The organism is Shewanella canadensis (assembly GCF_003966225.1).
Taxonomy (GTDB): domain Bacteria; phylum Pseudomonadota; class Gammaproteobacteria; order Enterobacterales; family Shewanellaceae; genus Shewanella; species Shewanella canadensis.
Map to the genome: position 1 here is coordinate 256,601 of NZ_RXNU01000001.1, position 16,674 is coordinate 273,274.

15 protein-coding genes and 1 pseudogene are annotated in these 16,674 nt (G+C 42.9%); 9 read left to right on the plus strand and 7 right to left on the minus strand.

Going from position 1 to position 16,674, the window contains the following annotated elements:
* Window positions 1-93: 93 nt before the first annotated feature.
* On the plus strand, window positions 94-384 hold the full coding sequence (locus tag EKG38_RS01065) for a hypothetical protein (protein ID WP_185826746.1): 291 nt from the start codon (window positions 94-96) through the stop codon (window positions 382-384).
* Window positions 385-571: 187 nt separating this feature from the next.
* On the opposite strand, the gene EKG38_RS01070 is transcribed toward EKG38_RS01065, so the two are convergent.
* The 5 genes from EKG38_RS01070 to EKG38_RS01090 form a co-directional block, all read right to left on the minus strand.
* Window positions 572-928, minus strand: a complete 357-nt coding sequence (locus EKG38_RS01070) for a hypothetical protein (protein WP_126517877.1) — start codon at window positions 926-928, stop codon at window positions 572-574.
* A 62-nt stretch (window positions 929-990) separates the two neighbouring features.
* Window positions 991-1,452 carry a hypothetical protein gene (locus EKG38_RS01075; protein ID WP_126517879.1) on the minus strand — a complete coding sequence of 154 codons (462 nt, stop codon included), beginning with the start codon at window positions 1,450-1,452 and terminating at the stop codon, window positions 991-993.
* Window positions 1,453-1,636: 184 nt separating this feature from the next.
* Window positions 1,637-2,035, minus strand: a complete 399-nt coding sequence (locus EKG38_RS01080; protein WP_126517881.1) for a c-type cytochrome domain-containing protein — start codon at window positions 2,033-2,035, stop codon at window positions 1,637-1,639.
* A gap of 282 nt (window positions 2,036-2,317) precedes the next feature.
* Window positions 2,318-2,974: a Qnr family pentapeptide repeat protein gene (locus tag EKG38_RS01085; RefSeq protein WP_126517882.1), complete on the minus strand. Its 657-nt coding sequence runs from the start codon at window positions 2,972-2,974 to the stop codon at window positions 2,318-2,320.
* Window positions 2,975-3,092: 118 nt separating this feature from the next.
* Window positions 3,093-4,448, minus strand: a complete 1,356-nt coding sequence (locus EKG38_RS01090; RefSeq protein WP_126517884.1) for an MATE family efflux transporter — start codon at window positions 4,446-4,448, stop codon at window positions 3,093-3,095.
* A 231-nt stretch (window positions 4,449-4,679) separates the two neighbouring features.
* Between EKG38_RS01090 and EKG38_RS01095 the strand changes: the two genes are divergently transcribed.
* The 8 genes from EKG38_RS01095 (at window position 4,680) to EKG38_RS01130 (ending at window position 11,939) form a co-directional block, all read left to right on the plus strand.
* Window positions 4,680-4,970 (plus strand): co-chaperone GroES, encoded by a 291-nt coding sequence (locus EKG38_RS01095; RefSeq protein WP_012140990.1) that lies wholly within the window; start codon window positions 4,680-4,682, stop codon window positions 4,968-4,970.
* A gap of 84 nt (window positions 4,971-5,054) precedes the next feature.
* Window positions 5,055-6,695, plus strand: a complete 1,641-nt coding sequence (gene groL, locus EKG38_RS01100) for a chaperonin GroEL (RefSeq protein ID WP_126517885.1) — start codon at window positions 5,055-5,057, stop codon at window positions 6,693-6,695.
* Between the two features lie 216 nt (window positions 6,696-6,911).
* Window positions 6,912-8,114 carry a tyrosine-type recombinase/integrase gene (locus EKG38_RS01105; RefSeq protein ID WP_126517887.1) on the plus strand — a complete coding sequence of 401 codons (1,203 nt, stop codon included), beginning with the start codon at window positions 6,912-6,914 and terminating at the stop codon, window positions 8,112-8,114.
* Window positions 8,115-8,199: 85 nt separating this feature from the next.
* Complete coding sequence (locus tag EKG38_RS01110; RefSeq protein ID WP_126517889.1) at window positions 8,200-9,213, plus strand: hypothetical protein; 1,014 nt, start codon at window positions 8,200-8,202, stop codon at window positions 9,211-9,213.
* 223 nt (window positions 9,214-9,436) lie between these two features.
* Complete coding sequence (locus tag EKG38_RS01115) at window positions 9,437-9,637, plus strand: helix-turn-helix transcriptional regulator (RefSeq protein ID WP_126517890.1); 201 nt, start codon at window positions 9,437-9,439, stop codon at window positions 9,635-9,637.
* Window positions 9,630-10,118 (plus strand): helix-turn-helix domain-containing protein, encoded by a 489-nt coding sequence (locus EKG38_RS01120; RefSeq protein ID WP_126517892.1) that lies wholly within the window; start codon window positions 9,630-9,632, stop codon window positions 10,116-10,118. Before EKG38_RS01115 ends, EKG38_RS01120 begins: the two co-directional genes overlap by 8 nt.
* Window positions 10,105-11,223, plus strand: coding sequence for a tyrosine-type recombinase/integrase (locus EKG38_RS01125; RefSeq protein ID WP_221767742.1), 1,119 nt, complete (start codon window positions 10,105-10,107; stop codon window positions 11,221-11,223). Before EKG38_RS01120 ends, EKG38_RS01125 begins: the two co-directional genes overlap by 14 nt.
* A 149-nt stretch (window positions 11,224-11,372) precedes the next feature.
* The gene (locus tag EKG38_RS01130; RefSeq protein WP_126517894.1) at window positions 11,373-11,939 is read left to right on the plus strand and encodes a recombinase family protein; all 567 of its coding nucleotides are present in this window, start codon (window positions 11,373-11,375) and stop codon (window positions 11,937-11,939) included.
* A gap of 1,408 nt (window positions 11,940-13,347) precedes the next feature.
* On the opposite strand, the gene EKG38_RS01135 is transcribed toward EKG38_RS01130, so the two are convergent.
* Window positions 13,348-15,060, minus strand: coding sequence for an ABC transporter substrate binding protein (locus EKG38_RS01135; RefSeq protein ID WP_185826747.1), 1,713 nt, complete (start codon window positions 15,058-15,060; stop codon window positions 13,348-13,350).
* Window positions 15,061-15,241: 181 nt separating this feature from the next.
* Window positions 15,242-16,111: pseudogene (locus EKG38_RS01140) on the minus strand (IS5 family transposase).
* Window positions 16,112-16,674: the final 563 nt, after the last annotated feature.

Consider the following 16,674-nt stretch of genomic DNA (forward strand, 5'->3'; position numbering starts at 1 on the left):
TTTGCATAAAATTTGATTCATTTGTTCACTGATGATGTAAATTACCTTAAGCTGTATGTTAATCATTTGTGGTCAAAAAGATTGGAGTTCTATATGAAGATGTTAACCAGCGTGACCTTATCTGCCCTACTCGTATTTGCTGCAGCGCCTGTTTTTGCCGAGAAGCCCGATTTCTCAAAGACGAATGCGGCCAAGGCAAGTTATGATTTTTCTCAAAATAAACCTGCGACAGGCAATCAATTGCAACGAGCGTCTAGCCAACACGACTTTTCCAAAACTCTGGCTGCGACAAGCCAATATGATTTTTCAAAAAATCAGCCAGCTATACATAGCGAGCCTCAACCATCTACACAGCACGACTTCTCTAAAACTGCAGCATTCTGAAAAGAAAGCCAATCGCTTAGTTTTTATGTAAACAGAGAGCGATAATCCTGCAAGAGATGAAGCAGTCAAGAATCATGAATTCTTGACTGCTTTTTTGTGTCGGGAACACTTATGCCTGTTACCCATGGATGGGTAGGAACAGGCGTTGTGTCTGGACATCTTGTAATAGAGAGTTATGTCTGTCTGTTTAACTTGATAGCTCGGCTTTATCCATCCCGTGACCCAATCGATAGGAGTCTATTACTCCCACAAACCAGGCTATGATAAATACCATGGTGGCGATGTTAATCATACTTGCTTGAGAAGGAGGGGGGGCTTGCGTGATCAATGGGTAGATGACGCTGAGGTCCAGCGGTAGTTCACCGCTTAATATTCTATCGGATATCTGATGGGCCCTTTCGACAGCCTGATTGAGCAGGTATAACAACCCACTTAGCATGGCGACGGAGATAAGTGTCCCAGTGGTGTATTGCTTCAGGTAAAAGTGGCCGCCGCCGGGGCAGACAAAGGCCGAGATGAGGGCGGCCTTAATTGCTTTGTTCATGTTTATGCTCTTAGTTTTAGACGTAAAAATTTTATCTATTGAGATGACTTCCTAAAAGCGGATCACTCTAGATCGATGCGGCGGATAGCTTGGGTTAAAAAGTCTACTCTTTCGATAAGTATTTCTTGGGCATTATCGTTTCGGTTGGCGTCGAGCTGACTCTGCACCCCCGATAATACTTGAACTAACCAGCCTCGAATCATCACATAATAACGCGAATCGGTGCCATATTGGGTAATGATTTGAAGTGAGTCCGGCTCATCGGGTGAGGCAATAGCCCGAGACAGCGCCTTAATCATCACACCTATCTTATATTCTTCGGTCCCACTCTCTTTAACTACAGACGCTTCAATCAAAGAGTGATTATTTTCAAAAGCCGCTGTTGATGCCGGAGTTGTTGTGAAGACAGGTTCTTGTGCCGACAGATAGGAGGTGATTGAGATGCCCGCAAAGGCCTGTGGTGGGAGCAGACAAGTGAGCGACAGGGTCAACACGGCTGCTGTTTTGGCTGAGGATCTCATCATTAGTCAGGTTCTCTTAATAGGGAAGAATTACTATTCAACACAGAGATAATGTAACTCAGTATCTGAGCAACTGACAAGTTCCACAAGATGAGGTTAGTGGCCACTAACATAACAATAGCATGGCCACTAAAAGATGAATGGTGTAAAAGGCCGATCAACACTTAATCGATGAGCATTTAGACGACTAGTTGTTTTTCGCGCCTTCATCGATCCACTGTTTAATGGTGGTTATCTGATCGCTGCTCAATGGCTTACCCTCTCCTTGAGGATATTTATCATCATGGTGCGGCGGCATCTGAATTTTAGTATCCACCTTATGATCGATCACCAGATAAAGCGTACTGGATGCGGCGCTTCCAGGTACGACGACGGCACCGAGCCTTGTTCCCAGCATGAGCTGAGCATAATTCGTGAGCTTCAATTCGGTTTGCTGTGTCCCCTCCCCGGAAGCTGAGTGGCAGCTAACACATGAGGCCTGCAATATCGGCATTACCTGACTCTCAAAGCTGATGGCGCGTTCGCAACCCGTTAACAGCACCGGCAGGATAAGTGCGGATACGATTCCGCATTTCTTAATTAACATTTTCGCCTCCTGTACTCATACCCATTCCGTTAACATCACTACAGCATTGTGATGTTCTATATCTATTCAGTATAGTTGGCGATATCTGTATTATCTTTCCGGTTTAACAATTGTCCCTAATATACCGATGGAATGAGAAATTGAGTGGCAAGAGAAGGTTACATACCCGTTGGGAGATCCGAGGGGCTAGGGGGGAAGGAGCGAGCTGTTTACCGCTTATCGCTTAAAACTCAAAACTTACATTTTACCGCTCAGGGCTGCTTATTAACAAACTGCTCAAGGCTATTCCGGCGTGACGATAATCCCTAATGGGCTAAGCAGTTGTTCCTGCTGCCATTGGTTTATCATGACTCCCTCGAGTTTAACGTTGCGGGGATCCAGCCCCTCCAGTTCAACCCGACATAGATTACAGCCCTCGAGCGCGAAGGTGCCCCATTGGGATGCTGAAAATTCGCCGCCACTGAGATCTGACCCTTTCATCGATGCACCGATAAGCGTGGCGCCATGCCAGCGGTTGTCCATCAACTCACACTTTTCCAGCAAGGCGCTCTCGAGGTTGGCATAGGCCAGATTACAGGCGGTGATATAGGCGGAGCAGAAGAAGGTCTTGTGAGTGATATGATTGGCAAAGCAGGCTCTACCGAAGTCGGCGCCTTGCAGGTTGCACTCTCTCAACTCGATGCCGAAGCATTTGGCGCCGGTGAAAATCGCCATGCTCAGGTTGCAGTGTTTGAAGCTGGCATTGGTTAAGGTGGCGTAGTTGAACCGACAAGCATGGGTTTCACCCTGCTCGATAAACTTACAGTTGATGAAGCTGGCATCACTGAGATCGGCGCGGCTAAAGTCACAGCGGTAAAACTCGCAGCGTTCGAATATGGCATCCTGCAGCTCGTCTTCACTGAAATTGCTGTCGATGAAAGTTTGGTTTGTAGCCTGCATGGTGTTCCTATCCAGTTAGAAGCCGCTGAAGGCGACTCTTTATTTTATAAGACGCTGAGGGCTCTTCTTTGCATGAACCGCTGAGGGCTCTTTATTTCACAAGCCGCTGAGGGCTCTTCTAATCAGAGTGCTGAGGATTCTTTTCGGGTTCAGAGACCTTAGTTGCCAGAATATAGCAGGCGATCCCCATGATGGTGTTCGTGATCGGCAGTGCCAATAGCAAGCCTTTCACTCCACCTAAATAGGAACCCAATGCGGCTAACGGCAGCATGATCAAAAACAGTCGACACACATTGAGTACAAGCGAACACATGGGTCTGTGATAGGCGTTGAGTGAGGTTGCCATCAGAATAACAATACCGAGCGGACCATAGGCGGCCGGTAGCATTAAGATGTAAAAGGTTAACCACTCTATGACTTGTGGGTCACTACTGAAAATATGCGCGATGGGCTCGGCAAAAAACCATAACGGCAGGTACAGCAAGGTTTGAAATACCAGCACAAACTTTAGCGATAACAGCAGCGCCTGGCGTGCGCGCTCGGTCTGACCGGCTCCCAGGTTTTGTGCAATAAAGGGCACCAGGCTAGAAGAGAGCGCCATCACGACGATCAAGAGTACCGACTCCAGCCTTGTACCGGCACCGAAGGCGGCAACCGCACCATGATCGATACGTGCCAGCATGGCCATGATCATGGCATTAGCCAGTGGGTTTAGCAGATTCATCAAGGTCGCAGGCTGAGCGATATGAGCTAACTGCTTCCAGTTACACCTTAGCCTGCTCAGGTTAAGTGCCGCAAACTCCACCAGGTGGCGCTTGAATATCAAGAGGTAACTCGACAGCGACAGGGCAACGATCCAGGAGATCACGCTGGCAATCGCCGCGCCTTGGATCTCTAAGCGTGGGAAGGGCCCGATCCCGAAGATCAGTAAGGGATCTAAAATCAGGTTTATCAGTGCTGCCAGCATCATGATCTGCGCCGGAGAGTGGGTATCGCCGGTGGCGCGTAGTCCCTGATTCCCTACCATGAGTAGCACCAAGATTGGGGCGCCCAGATACCAGATAAACATGTAATCGTAGATCAAAGGCAAGCTGGCTTCATTGGCACCGAGCAGAGTGAACAAAGGGCCGATACACAGGCTGCCAAGCAGGGAGATAAATGCAGTTAAAAAGAAGGTCAGCAGGAGTGAGTCATGCAAAAACACCTTGGCTTTCGGTGCTTGTCCGCTGCCGATAAGCCGGCCTAAATTAGTCGATACCCCTGCACCTATGCCAATGGCTATGCTTGATATAACTAAGGTTACCGGGAAAGTAAAACTGATCGCAGCCAGTGATTCTGTACCTAATTGGCTGATAAAAAAGGTGTCGACGAGGCTGAACCCCAGAACGGTTAAGATACCAATCAGGTTTGGGAGGCTCATATTTAGCAGTACACGACCAATTGGCTGTGTAAGCAGCCCGTGTCTGTCTTTCATGGGGAAGTCTTGCCTAGTCTACAGAAGGAGGGCAATTCTATCAGGATTGAGTCTGCTTTTATAAACCGGAGTTAAAAAAAATGACATTTTTTTTGTAAAGGCCTTGGAACTGGGCCCTATGACCCCCATATATCGAACATCAAGCGATAATAATTTCAGTGTAAATTGTTGTCGAACTTAATAAAAATGCCAACCTTTGTTGAGCTAAAAAATCATTAGGAGCATCCATAGATGAATATTCGTCCATTACATGACCGTGTCATAGTTAAACGTTCTGAAGTTGAATCAAAGTCAGCTGGTGGCATCGTACTTACAGGTAGTGCAGCCGAGCAGTCATCACGCGGTGAAGTTCTTGCAGTAGGCAATGGCCGAATTCTTGAAAATGGTTCTGTACAGCCACTAGACGTTAAAGTGGGTGACATCGTTATCTTCAACGAAGGTTACGGCGTGAAGAAAGAAAAAATTGATGGTGAAGAAGTTCTGATCCTTTCAGAATCTGATCTAATGGCTGTAGTGAGCTAAATCACTTCGTTTAGACATTTTTCCAATACCTATGGTTTCGATAAGTCATAGGTAATTTAAAAAGAATTTAAAGGACAATAAAAGATGGCAGCTAAAGAAGTATTATTTGGTAACGACGCACGCGTAAAAATGCTTGCGGGCGTTAACGTACTGGCAAACGCAGTTAGAGTGACACTGGGCCCTAAGGGTCGTAACGTAGTACTGGACAAGAGCTTCGGTGCTCCACTTATCACTAAAGATGGTGTTACCGTGGCCAAAGAGATCGAACTTGAAGACAAGTTCGAAAACATGGGCGCGCAGATGGTTAAAGAAGTTGCTTCTAAAGCCAACGATGCTGCCGGTGACGGTACGACTACCGCTACCGTTCTTGCTCAGTCTATTGTTACCGAAGGCCTTAAAGCCGTTGCCGCTGGCATGAACCCAATGGATCTTAAGCGCGGTATCGACAAGGCAGTTATTGCTGCTGTTGCCGAGCTAAAGGCACTTTCTCAAGAGTGTAGCGATACTAACGCTATCGCTCAGGTTGGTACTATCTCGGCTAACTCTGATGAAACTATCGGTGACATCATCGCAACAGCGATGGAAAAAGTCGGTAAAGAGGGCGTGATCACAGTAGAAGAAGGTCAGGCGCTTGAGAATGAACTCGATGTGGTTGAAGGTATGCAGTTCGACCGCGGTTACCTGTCTCCATACTTCATCAACAAGCCAGAGACTGGCAGTGTTGAGCTGGAAAGTCCATTTATCCTGCTTGTTGATAAGAAAATCTCTAACATCCGTGAACTACTACCTATCCTTGAAGGTCTGGCTAAAACAGGTAAGCCACTGCTTATCGTTGCCGAAGACGTTGAAGGTGAAGCACTAGCGACACTGGTTGTGAACAACATGCGCGGTATCGTTAAAGTGGCCGCCGTTAAGGCACCTGGTTTCGGTGATCGTCGTAAGGCTATGCTACAAGATATCGCTATCTTGACAGGCGGTACTGTTATCGCCGAAGAGATTGGCCTTGAGCTTGAGAAAGCCACCCTGGAAGATCTGGGTACGGCTAAGCGCGTCATCATCACTAAAGATGACACCACTATCATCGACGGTACTGGTGAGCAAGATCAGATCAAAGCACGTGTTGCACAGATCAAGATCCAAGCTGAAGAATCAACGTCAGATTATGACAAAGAGAAGCTTCAAGAGCGTATGGCTAAACTTGCTGGCGGCGTAGCTGTTATCAAGGTTGGCGCAGCGACAGAAGTTGAAATGAAAGAGAAGAAAGCTCGCGTAGAAGATGCACTACACGCGACTCGCGCCGCTGTTGAAGAGGGTGTGGTTGCCGGTGGTGGTGTTGCTCTGGTACGTGTTGCCAGCAAAATCGCTGACGTTGAAGTGATCAACGAAGACCAGAAGCACGGTGTGGTTATCGCACTTCGCGCTATGGAAGCACCACTTCGTCAAATCGCGACTAACGCCGGTGAAGAGGGTTCAGTTGTTGCTAACAACGTGAAGAACGGCACTGGTAACTACGGTTACAACGCGGGTAACGACACTTACGGCGACATGCTTGAGATGGGTATCCTTGACCCAACTAAAGTAACCCGTAGCGCGCTACAGTTCGCAGCGTCTATTGCAGGTCTTATGATCACTACCGAAGCAATGATTGGCGAAGTCGCCGTCGATGCTCCAGCGGGTGATATGGGCGGTATGGGCGGTATGGGTGGTATGGGCGGTATGATGTAAACGTATTGCCCAAATACTAGCACTTCCTAAGAAAGCCCGTAAGCTCATAGTTTACGGGCTTTTTTGTTGACTTAACTTCCTATAAGTCTCCATAATATTCCACTGGTTCTTAGATTTATTAGGTGATAATGAGGGGTATCATGATTTTTTTAATCCCATTAGTCGGGGGTTAAAGCCCTGTACCCTTCATTTTGTACCCCTCCTCAGGAGTTGTTGATGCCCTTAACAGCACAAGAAGTCAAAAATATATCCTGCCCTGACGGTCAATCTCAGGTTAAGAAGTCTGATGGCAATAACTTGTTTTTATTGATTAAAAATAATGGATCAAAGCTCTGGCGGCTTAGGTTTAGGCATGCTGGTAAGTACCAAGAGATGGCTTTAGGGAAATACCCCTCTATATCCCTAGCTGAAGCTCGAAGGTTGGCAGAAGAAGCAAGAGCTTCCTTAATTCATGGTATTAACCCCATGGACGAGCGCAGAGAAAGAAAGCGCGCCAAAACAACCTCCAAAGATAAGCTGTTTTCAACTATTGCTATGAAGTGGTGGGAGCAGCAAAGAGATTCTTGGTCTGAAGATCATGCATCTAGAATTAAGCGTTGGCTGCTGGTGGACTCTGAATCTATCAGTGGGCTTCATATTGAAGAGATAGATGCAGGCCATATCACCGAATTAATGCTTGCTATCGAAGCCGCAGGAACATCTAAGAAAGCCCCTAACATTTTGGCAGTCATAAACCGAGTATTTGGCTATGCACTGGCACATCGGCTCACACGGAATAACCCTGCTCAAGGCTTGCCTCTGAGAGATATATTAAAGCCTTTACCGCCTGTTAAGCATAGAGCAGCAATTGTTAAGCCTAACGAGCTTGCCGAATTGATGAAAGATATTGATACAAATCAATCTGGCAACTACTGCGTTATTGAAGCCTTAAAGTTGATCCCAAGGATTTTTTTAAGACCAACTGAAATCAGACACCTTAAATGGGAATACATCGATTTTGATGATTGTTTGATTAGGATCCCCGCCGCAGAGATGAAGCGAAGCCGAGAACATTTAGTCCCGATGTCTAAGCAAGTGGTTAGTCATTTGAAAGAGATTAAGGCTGTAACTGGTTACTCAAAACTGGTATTTCCAAATCAACGGGATAGCAGTAAACCTATGAGTAAAAATATCTTAACTAATCGTCTTCGTGAGCTGGGCTACCCAGCAGATGTTATGTCGGCTCATGGGTTTAGAAGCACAGCATCAACAATTTTGCATGAAAAAGGTTGGAACCATGAAGTGATTGAAGTGCAGCTTGCTCATTTGACAGGAACCGCTACATCAAGAGCTTATAACCGTTCTATTTATCTGGCAGAAAGAACAAAATTAATGCAGGAATGGGCGAACTATCTGGATGAATTGTCAGGTATAGACTAACAAGGGGCATCATAGTGATCGCTTTGGAAAATTAAAGTTAACGCTATACGCGGAGTACCGTTGATGAAAGTTGGGAATATTTGTAATGAAGAAGTTGTTTAAATTAAAGGAGTACTTAACTATTGAAGAAGCTGCTGAGTATTTATCAAGCTCTATAGAAGAGCCAGTGTCGCAAGCAGATCTTTACTGGTTGGTGCAAGAGAAGCAATTAACAATGTCAGTCAAGCTTAGCACCCAAGCATATGTTAAAGGAGGGCAGTACATCACCCCTCAAGACAATGATTCAGATACTTATCAAGTTGATTATAACCTTGCCACTAACGAAGCCCTAGATGAACAATATCAAATCAACTTAGATGATGAGCTTCAGGTAGGTGAAAATCGGTGGCTGGCTTTCGATAAAAAGGTTCATGTCATTGATGGAGTCTGGGATCTTCCCATGATAGGGCTAGAGTCTTATGAAATTGACAAGCTTTATCAAAAAGAGGTAGGTGGGACAGAGCCGACTCTTGATGCAATTAATGATTTTTTCTTGAAGCGAGATGATTTTGTTTTCAGGATTCAAACAAGCCTGCAGCTTGAGGGGAACCAATACAACCTCACAGCTTTAGAAACTAAGCGAGAACAATTTCTCAGAGAAAATGGCTTGAGTATCCAGGATCTGAAACACAGTAATAACAGCTTAGCTTTAGGCTGTTTAAGTGCTGATGTACTTGATGAGTTAATGACGTTGAATGAGTCGCTGATTCCATATGAAAATGGCGAGTATCCCGAAAGTGACAGCTACTTTGAATTAGAGAAACCAAGCTACCAATTTGTCATAAAAACTCAAGAGATTAATCAGTTTACTCAATCACTTGAAGGTAAGCCTCGGGAGATTAAACCGCTAGCACAAAAGGCCAATACGAAAAATAATTATAAACAAGAATATAATAAAGCCCAAACCCAAATCAAATATAAAAACTGGGAAAGGGAAGCTAAAAAAATAAAAAAGAAGCACCCTAATAAACCAAAAACGTGGATAGCAGCACAAATAGCTAAATTACCAATCGCTGAAGGTAAAAGCGCAGATACAATTAGAAAAAACATCAAAATTTAGCATAAAGTTGGGCGAGAATTTTTTCGCCCAAAATACCCCTTTAATTGTCTGTTTTTAAAAGAGTAATTTTATTGGCTGTTTTTTTATAACGCCCAAACTTTTTAAATTTTTCAATATTATCAAAGTACTAGTTGGTTGGTTTCTTCATTCATAGGGCTTTAAACGCCCATATCGCCTACTTAATCTCTAATACGAATTAATTAACGTTTAGAGGTTCTTATACATGACTAACAAAATCATCCGCTTGCCTGAAGTTAAAGCCAAAACAGGTTGGTCCACCAGCACCATTTATCTACATATGTCTAAAGGTATTTTCCCCAAGGCGATTTCTTTAGGTGAGCGTGCTGTTGGTTGGCTTGAGGCTGACATCGATCAGTGGCTTGATGAGCGCATTGCAGCATCTAAGGCGGCTAACCATGAGTAGCCGTAATAATCCTAATCGTATCAAAATCCATCGCAGTTATACCGTTATTGAAGTTAGCGAAACTTTGGGTGTTCACCCGAAAACTGTACGGAATTGGATTCGTGCTGGCTTGCCAGTTATTGATGAAACCCGCCCTTTACTAATTCAAGGTGCTGACCTGAAGCTGTATTTAAAACAGAAGCGCAAAACCTACCTGCATCGATGTGAGCTTAATGAGATGTACTGTTGCAAATGCAAGGACCCTAAAGTGCCAAGCATCAATTCAGTCGAATTCATAGCAAAGCCAGCAGGCATGGCGCATATGACAGGCCGTTGTAATGAGTGTGGTTGTCGGTCAAATAAGTATGTTTCTTGGCGTGATGTTAATCAAATTTGGACGGCGCTAGGGGGGAAATTACCGATAGCTGAAAAGCACTTAATTCTGAGAGGGCTAAAGCCCTTAAATTATCCTTTAAGCAAGGTATTTAATGATGAAAAATAATAGTACGAAAAACACCCGAATTCTGTACGAGTACGTAAAGTATTTGAAGGAAGCAAAACAGCTGGATGACTCAACGATTGACGGTGTAATGAAATCAATTAATCGGTTTGAAGAGGCGACAAATTACCTCGACTTTAAGAAGTTTAGAGCTAAGCATGCAATCGCTTTTAAGAAGATTCTTCTTTCTAGAAAATCATTGGTGACAGGTGATAAATTGAGCAAGGCAACGGTGCTGACTACCATTCGACATTTGAAAGGCTTTTTCCAATTTCTAGTAACGCAAAAAGGCTATCGAGCAAAAATTAACTATAGCGACATTGAATATTTTAATTTGTCTGAAAAAGACACTCGCATTGCCAATGCTAAGCGTAAAAAAACTGTCGCAACGATTGAGCAGTTAATGGAAACCTTAAAAACTATGCCTGGATCAACAGCGATTGAAATGCGTGATAGAGCTGTATTTGCTTTTGTTATTCTAACTGGCGCAAGAGACGGTGCAGTTGCTTCTGCCAAGATTAAGCATATTGATATTGCCGAGCAAAGCTTTTACCAGGATGCAAGAGAGGTAAAAACAAAGTTTAGTAAAACCTTTACTACTTACTTTTTGCCTGTGGGTGAGTTGCCATCAAAGATTCTGACGGAATGGATTGAGTATTTGATTAGGGAGCATGGGTATAAGCAAAATGATCCTTTGTTTCCAAAAACTAAGTTGGCACACAACAAAAATCAGCAATTTGAAGCTGTAGGCTTACTTAAAGAACATTGGAGTAATGCAAATCCAATTCGCAAGATTTTTAAACAAGCTTTTGAAGCTGCTGGTTTGCCTTATTATAAGCCTCACAGCTTCCGTGATACTTTGACAAGGCTAGGTGAGAACCTTTGTCGGACGCCTGAAGAGTTTAAAGCATGGAGCCAAAACTTTGGGCATGAAAGCATACTGACTACCTTTTATAGTTATGGTGATGTACCAGATTACAAACAAGCCCAGTTATTGCGTAAATTAGCAGAACCAGCAAAAAGTACCTCTTCAGATGTGGAAGAGGAATTTAAGCAATTCCAACAATTTCAAACAATGATGGCGAAAACTAAAAGTCTAGCCAACTAACCTAATTAGCTGGTATCAAAAAACAGTCGTATATTGATACCAGCTTCCCTTACCCAATATCGGTATCATAAAGTTAGGGTCTACCATTTTTGATACTTTAACTATATGATACCCTAATACTTGATACCTTCTAAAAAAGTGAATAGCCCATGCGTATCTTTTCCTATTGTCGTGTTTCTACGACAGAGCAAACCACAGAGAATCAAATTATTGCTATCAGGCAAAAAGGTTATGAGGTGAATCATGCTCGCACTATCAGTGAAACAATCTCTGGTTCTGTTGAAGCGATGAAGCGTGAGAAGTTTAAGATGCTTATCAATCACCAGATGGAACGTGGTGATATGCTGGTGGTCCTAAAGCTAGACCGCTTAGGCCGAGATAACATAGACGTACAAAACACCATCAACCTACTTACAGATAAAGGCATCAAGGTTGTTTGTCTTGATCTACCCGTAGCCGACCTATCAAGTGCTGAAGGCAAATTGATGCTACAGATGTTTTCAGCCTTTGCAGAGTTCGAACGAAACCGTATTCGAGAGCGAACAAAAGAAGGACTTGAGAGGGCTAAGGCTGAAGGAAAAAAGTTAGGTAGACCAGCAGCTCATAACACCACCGCCTCAGTACAAGCTAAAAAAGCGGAAGGCTTATCGCAGTCTAAAGTAGCAGAAGCGTTAGGTGTGGGAATAGCGACGGTAAAAAGGCATTGGAATAAGTAAGCTTCCAGTACCTACATCATCTCCCCGCAGTCCTAGCTATTGAGGCTGTGCGAGAGCTAAATTGTCTATGCCCCAAAATAAGTTTGAGCCTTTAATTTTACATTTTCTCTGTCGTCCGTTTCCCCCTACTTTTTGTCATCGCAGTTCTAGACATCTCTCTTGAATTCCGCGTTTTAAACAGTGTTATTTCTTCAGGAAATCAGCACGCTTTGCGAGCGCCAACATTGGATAAGTTCATATAAAACAGTCTGCTAACATTTCTTCTGGGTTAGATGGCATGCGGGGAAGCATGATAACACGCATGTCTTGTTATGAATTATTTTGATCGTGTAACTATGTAGAGCTCTCTTAGTCTATATTCGCCGCCAGTCCGCAGCACCTCACGAACGACAGGAACCTCACCTATAGGTAGGCCTCTGATAATCATGCTGAATAACGCTTGAGAGATGTGGCATGTTTCAGACTCGAAGGTTTTTTGGTTATATATCTCTACTTGCATAACTTCCATGTGTTAATTGAGTAATTGTTCGGTCTTACATTAACATCGACTTAAACTTGATGGTAACGACAATTATCATAAATTTTATTTACTGGAGCAGTTTTGGCAAATTACCTCATGCCAATTTGAGGCTCTGGATTAGCATATCTGAGTATCTCGCATTATTGTTCAAACTTCATGATACTCTTTAATAATATGGTATTAGAAATGCCTACACCCTAGGTTGGAGCTTAATGAGCAATTCAGGCACGCCTTTAGAAAGCCATCAGAAGAAGATGCCAGTTAGGTGTGTTTGGGTCGCGTTAGTTTAGTCAGGGTGGGAAGAAGTCGCTAACTCAACAACCACAGTTGAAGCTCAATTACCTGATAATAAGTAATAGATAACCGAACATGCGATACATAATAATCCGATAATTGCCAAAATTAGGCCGAGATCTATGTGTTCCATGCTGTCCCTTAACAATCCTTGTTAATGATGCTGAAAGTATAGCAACGGTAGCAAGTTAATGGTAACCACCATTATCACTTTTTTATTTGCTGGAACAGTTTTGGTCATTACCACATGGCCAAATTGAGACTTTGGATTTTAGCTTCGCTCAACTTATTTTTGCCCCATTGTGAGTTTCGATTATTTTCTACTAGCTTTTCCACTCCCAAAGTTGACTTACTTTTCCTTATGCAACAATGTGTATTTTCAGTTGACGGGTCATCAACTTTAATCTGACTGAACTATGGGAGCACTGATGGACATAGAGCAGATTGCAAAGGAGCTAGAACGGTTATCAAATGCCGTTGGTAGTGGTTTGTTTGATGAAGCTAGAGAAGGAACTGAGAACCTACATGAGCGAATAATTGACGGAAGAGGTAAACAACCTAACTTCTGCTGTTGGGCGTAAAAACAATCATTATCTAGCCAATTTCCAACTTATCTCGACCACTGTTTTTAGCTCGATAAAGTGCATCATCGGCTCTTTTTACGATGGAATCAAAGTCATCATTCTTAACAAATTCTGATACCCCTATACTTACAGTAATCACACCAACGTTATGTACCCTAACCTTTCTAATATTAGCAGCTAGTCGATTCAAAATGTTTGTTGCATCGCTGATTGGCGTTTCAGACAACTCAACTAAAAACTCCTCCCCTCCCCAACGATACACTCGATCACTTGGTCTAATGCTGATTGTAAGAGTTTCGGCAATTGCTTCTAATACTTTGTCACCAATCTGATGACCAAAGTTATCATTAACCATTTTAAAGTGGTCAATATCTAATATGGCTAATGAAAAATGTTTAAAAGTTATGTTATAGCGCTTGAGATAAGCAGAAATGTTTTTTTCTGCGGCCCTGCGGTTATTCAATCCAGTTAAACTATCAGTATGAGCTAGTTGATTCATAGATTTTGAAATTATTCGCAATTCATCATTACGCTGTTCAAGCTCAAAGGTGCGCTTCTTTACGGTGGCGTCAAGCTTTTGATTATATTTATAAAGCTCTTTTTGGGCGTTCACCCTTTGACTAATATTTTTTACCAGAAATGTAATCAACAAAACTAAAATGATAAATACCAGAGCAACCGTATTAATTAATTGTTTATTTTTTTGGTAAACAGAAAAAGGCTGGTTATATATTACGCTGTTTTTAGGAAGTAAACTTTTTTCAAGACCAAATCGTTGTAATTGGGCATAATCAAATCGTGGTTTATATACCGCAGAAGTTTTAATTTGTAGTTGAGTAATAGGAGTACCAGACAAAATTTCCAATGCCATTTTCCCCGTATTAAAACCATGTTCATAAGGGTCATTCATCATCCCCCCAACAACACCCCGACCAATCATTAATGCGCCCCACATGCCATAAATTGGTACCTTACTTTTTGCAGAAAGCACTGGTAAATGTTCTTCAAAAGAGAAATACTTTCCTAGTCGATCTTTATGAACCGCTAACATCAAAATTGCAGTATCTGTTGGTAATTCATTAACTTTCTGAAATAACTCTTCCAGTGAAAAACTATCCCAAATATCTAATGCAACATCTGGATTTTTCGATTTATTTTGCCAGTCTTGTTTAATTAATTTGGCACTATTAACCATACGCAAACCAAGCCCTGTAGTATCACCAATCATAATAATTTTTCTAAGCTTTGGATGTAGACTCGTTATCAGCTCAAGATTACCTAGGATGTCCATCCCTTCAGCAATGCCCGTAATATTATTGCGATTGGAAATTGATTGAGGATCAAAAACATTCACTCCACAAAAAACAATTGGAACGCCGGGAAATAATTGTTCACCGAACTCCAATATAAAATAATACGCCGCATCATCGCTCGTAATAACTATGTCAGGTTTATTGTGTTTATATTTGTACTGAAGTAAATCAATCAACTTTTGAGAATATATAGGATCATCGATAAAGCGTCTCTTATCCATATATTCAACATGAAGACTTTCTGGTTTTATGTCTAAGGCAAGCGAAACTTGTACTCCACGAGTTATCTCGTCTGTCCATCGATATTGGGGGTGATATGAATTTAATAATAGTACATTATCAGAGGCATATGCCAGACCATGACACAACCAATACATAAAGATAAAAATAACAAAAAATTGATTTTGCATTACCATATATTACCTTCGTGTTGATCATATCTATGAGGGGCAAGATACGCATTAACTTACACATTTCAAATTTATTATAGTATAAAAACTGGTTTTCGATTTTAGCTGAGCATAACCGCTACCACTGGCCTTGTTGATCAAATCATCCCTCAGCCAGCCTTCTCCCCCTCATTTTTCGGTGCTAATTGACTGTCTGTCGAATAGGCATACCTAGTCCTAGTCCTATGACTTTGTTTATGACTTTTACACCAGCCAATGCTTCGCCGACCTGCCCGTTGTAATCTCTTAAGCTTAACTTGGGACTGATGAGTTGTTTATAGCGGTACATGGCAGTTTCTGACAACTAACGCTGATGATAGTCATTGTCTTGCTTCCATTCCTTTAACTCACCTCGCTTCAGTGCATCTACAGACTCATTTCTAGGGTGACCATCGTGCATTTTTTCGTAGAGGAATCGTCGGTTTACAGCCCTTACGATTTAACAGTTTATGGCAGTCTTTGGCATCGTAAGCACCATCCGCAGAGACTTGATCTATCTTGCGCCGCAGTGAGTTTAATAGCGTTGGCAGCACTTGTTATCTGCCACACTGACCAGGCTAACTTCGGCAGCTATCACTTCGTGAGTCGCGGCATCTACCGCCAAATGCAGCTTTCGTCAGGTTCGACGTTTTTCCTTGCCATGCTTGCACATCTTCCACTCACCTTCACCTTATACCTTGAGGCATGTGGCATCGACCACTAAGTGAGCTATGGGTCCACTACTGGGATTTCGATATTTTATTTCCACCGTTTTAGCTCGCTTGCTAATGCTGCTATAGCCTGGAGAGGTTATGGGCACGCTCATCAAACTGAATACCGAATTGATAAATCCTTCCAAAGCTCTCAATGGCAAATTGAACAAACCTTTGAGCATCAATGCCGTTTCGATAGCGGTATCGCTGTACTGAAAACCTCGACCACGGCCGCCGTGATGCTCTGTACAACACCAATGACTCATTGCCTGCTCATCTATCCAAAACGTCAGTTTTCTCTCCGAAATAATTCTAAACAAGAATGGGTTTAGTGACTAAAATTTAGTTGGTTTTGTGTCGTGAACGGACATTGGCAGTGTGTTCAAGTGTACAAAAGCGCAGTATCAGTGGCGCTCGCTTCTTCCCGATTGCGAGCGTAGCGGAATGCTTAACGTGGGTTGGTAGAGTGTGGTTTGAGATACCAGACATTATCCGAAGCAACAAGATTAGAGCAGAAGGTCTAACAAGGTTGTGTCCACAAGTGAGTTATGGGGCGTCGCTTTGATTTTACTGATGCCCAACATCCATAGCAGGTAGTCAATGTTTACAATTTCAGATTAAGGCTTGCTGTCATTATAATGCTTTGTTAATTAGATGCTTATCCTCGGCTAAGAATTAAGGGTATAAAGAAGGGTATTTTAAGCTGAATCGAATTTAAACCCTTTAGTATCAATTGGTTAAATTATGTGTGCAGGATGATGTAATCTGCTTCGCCGCAAATTAATCAAGGCGGTTTAGGTCGCCTTGGTTGACTCCCAAATGCTAGGAAGCCCCGACATTGGTGACAGTGTCGGGGCTTTTTGTATCTGGGGGATCAGATATC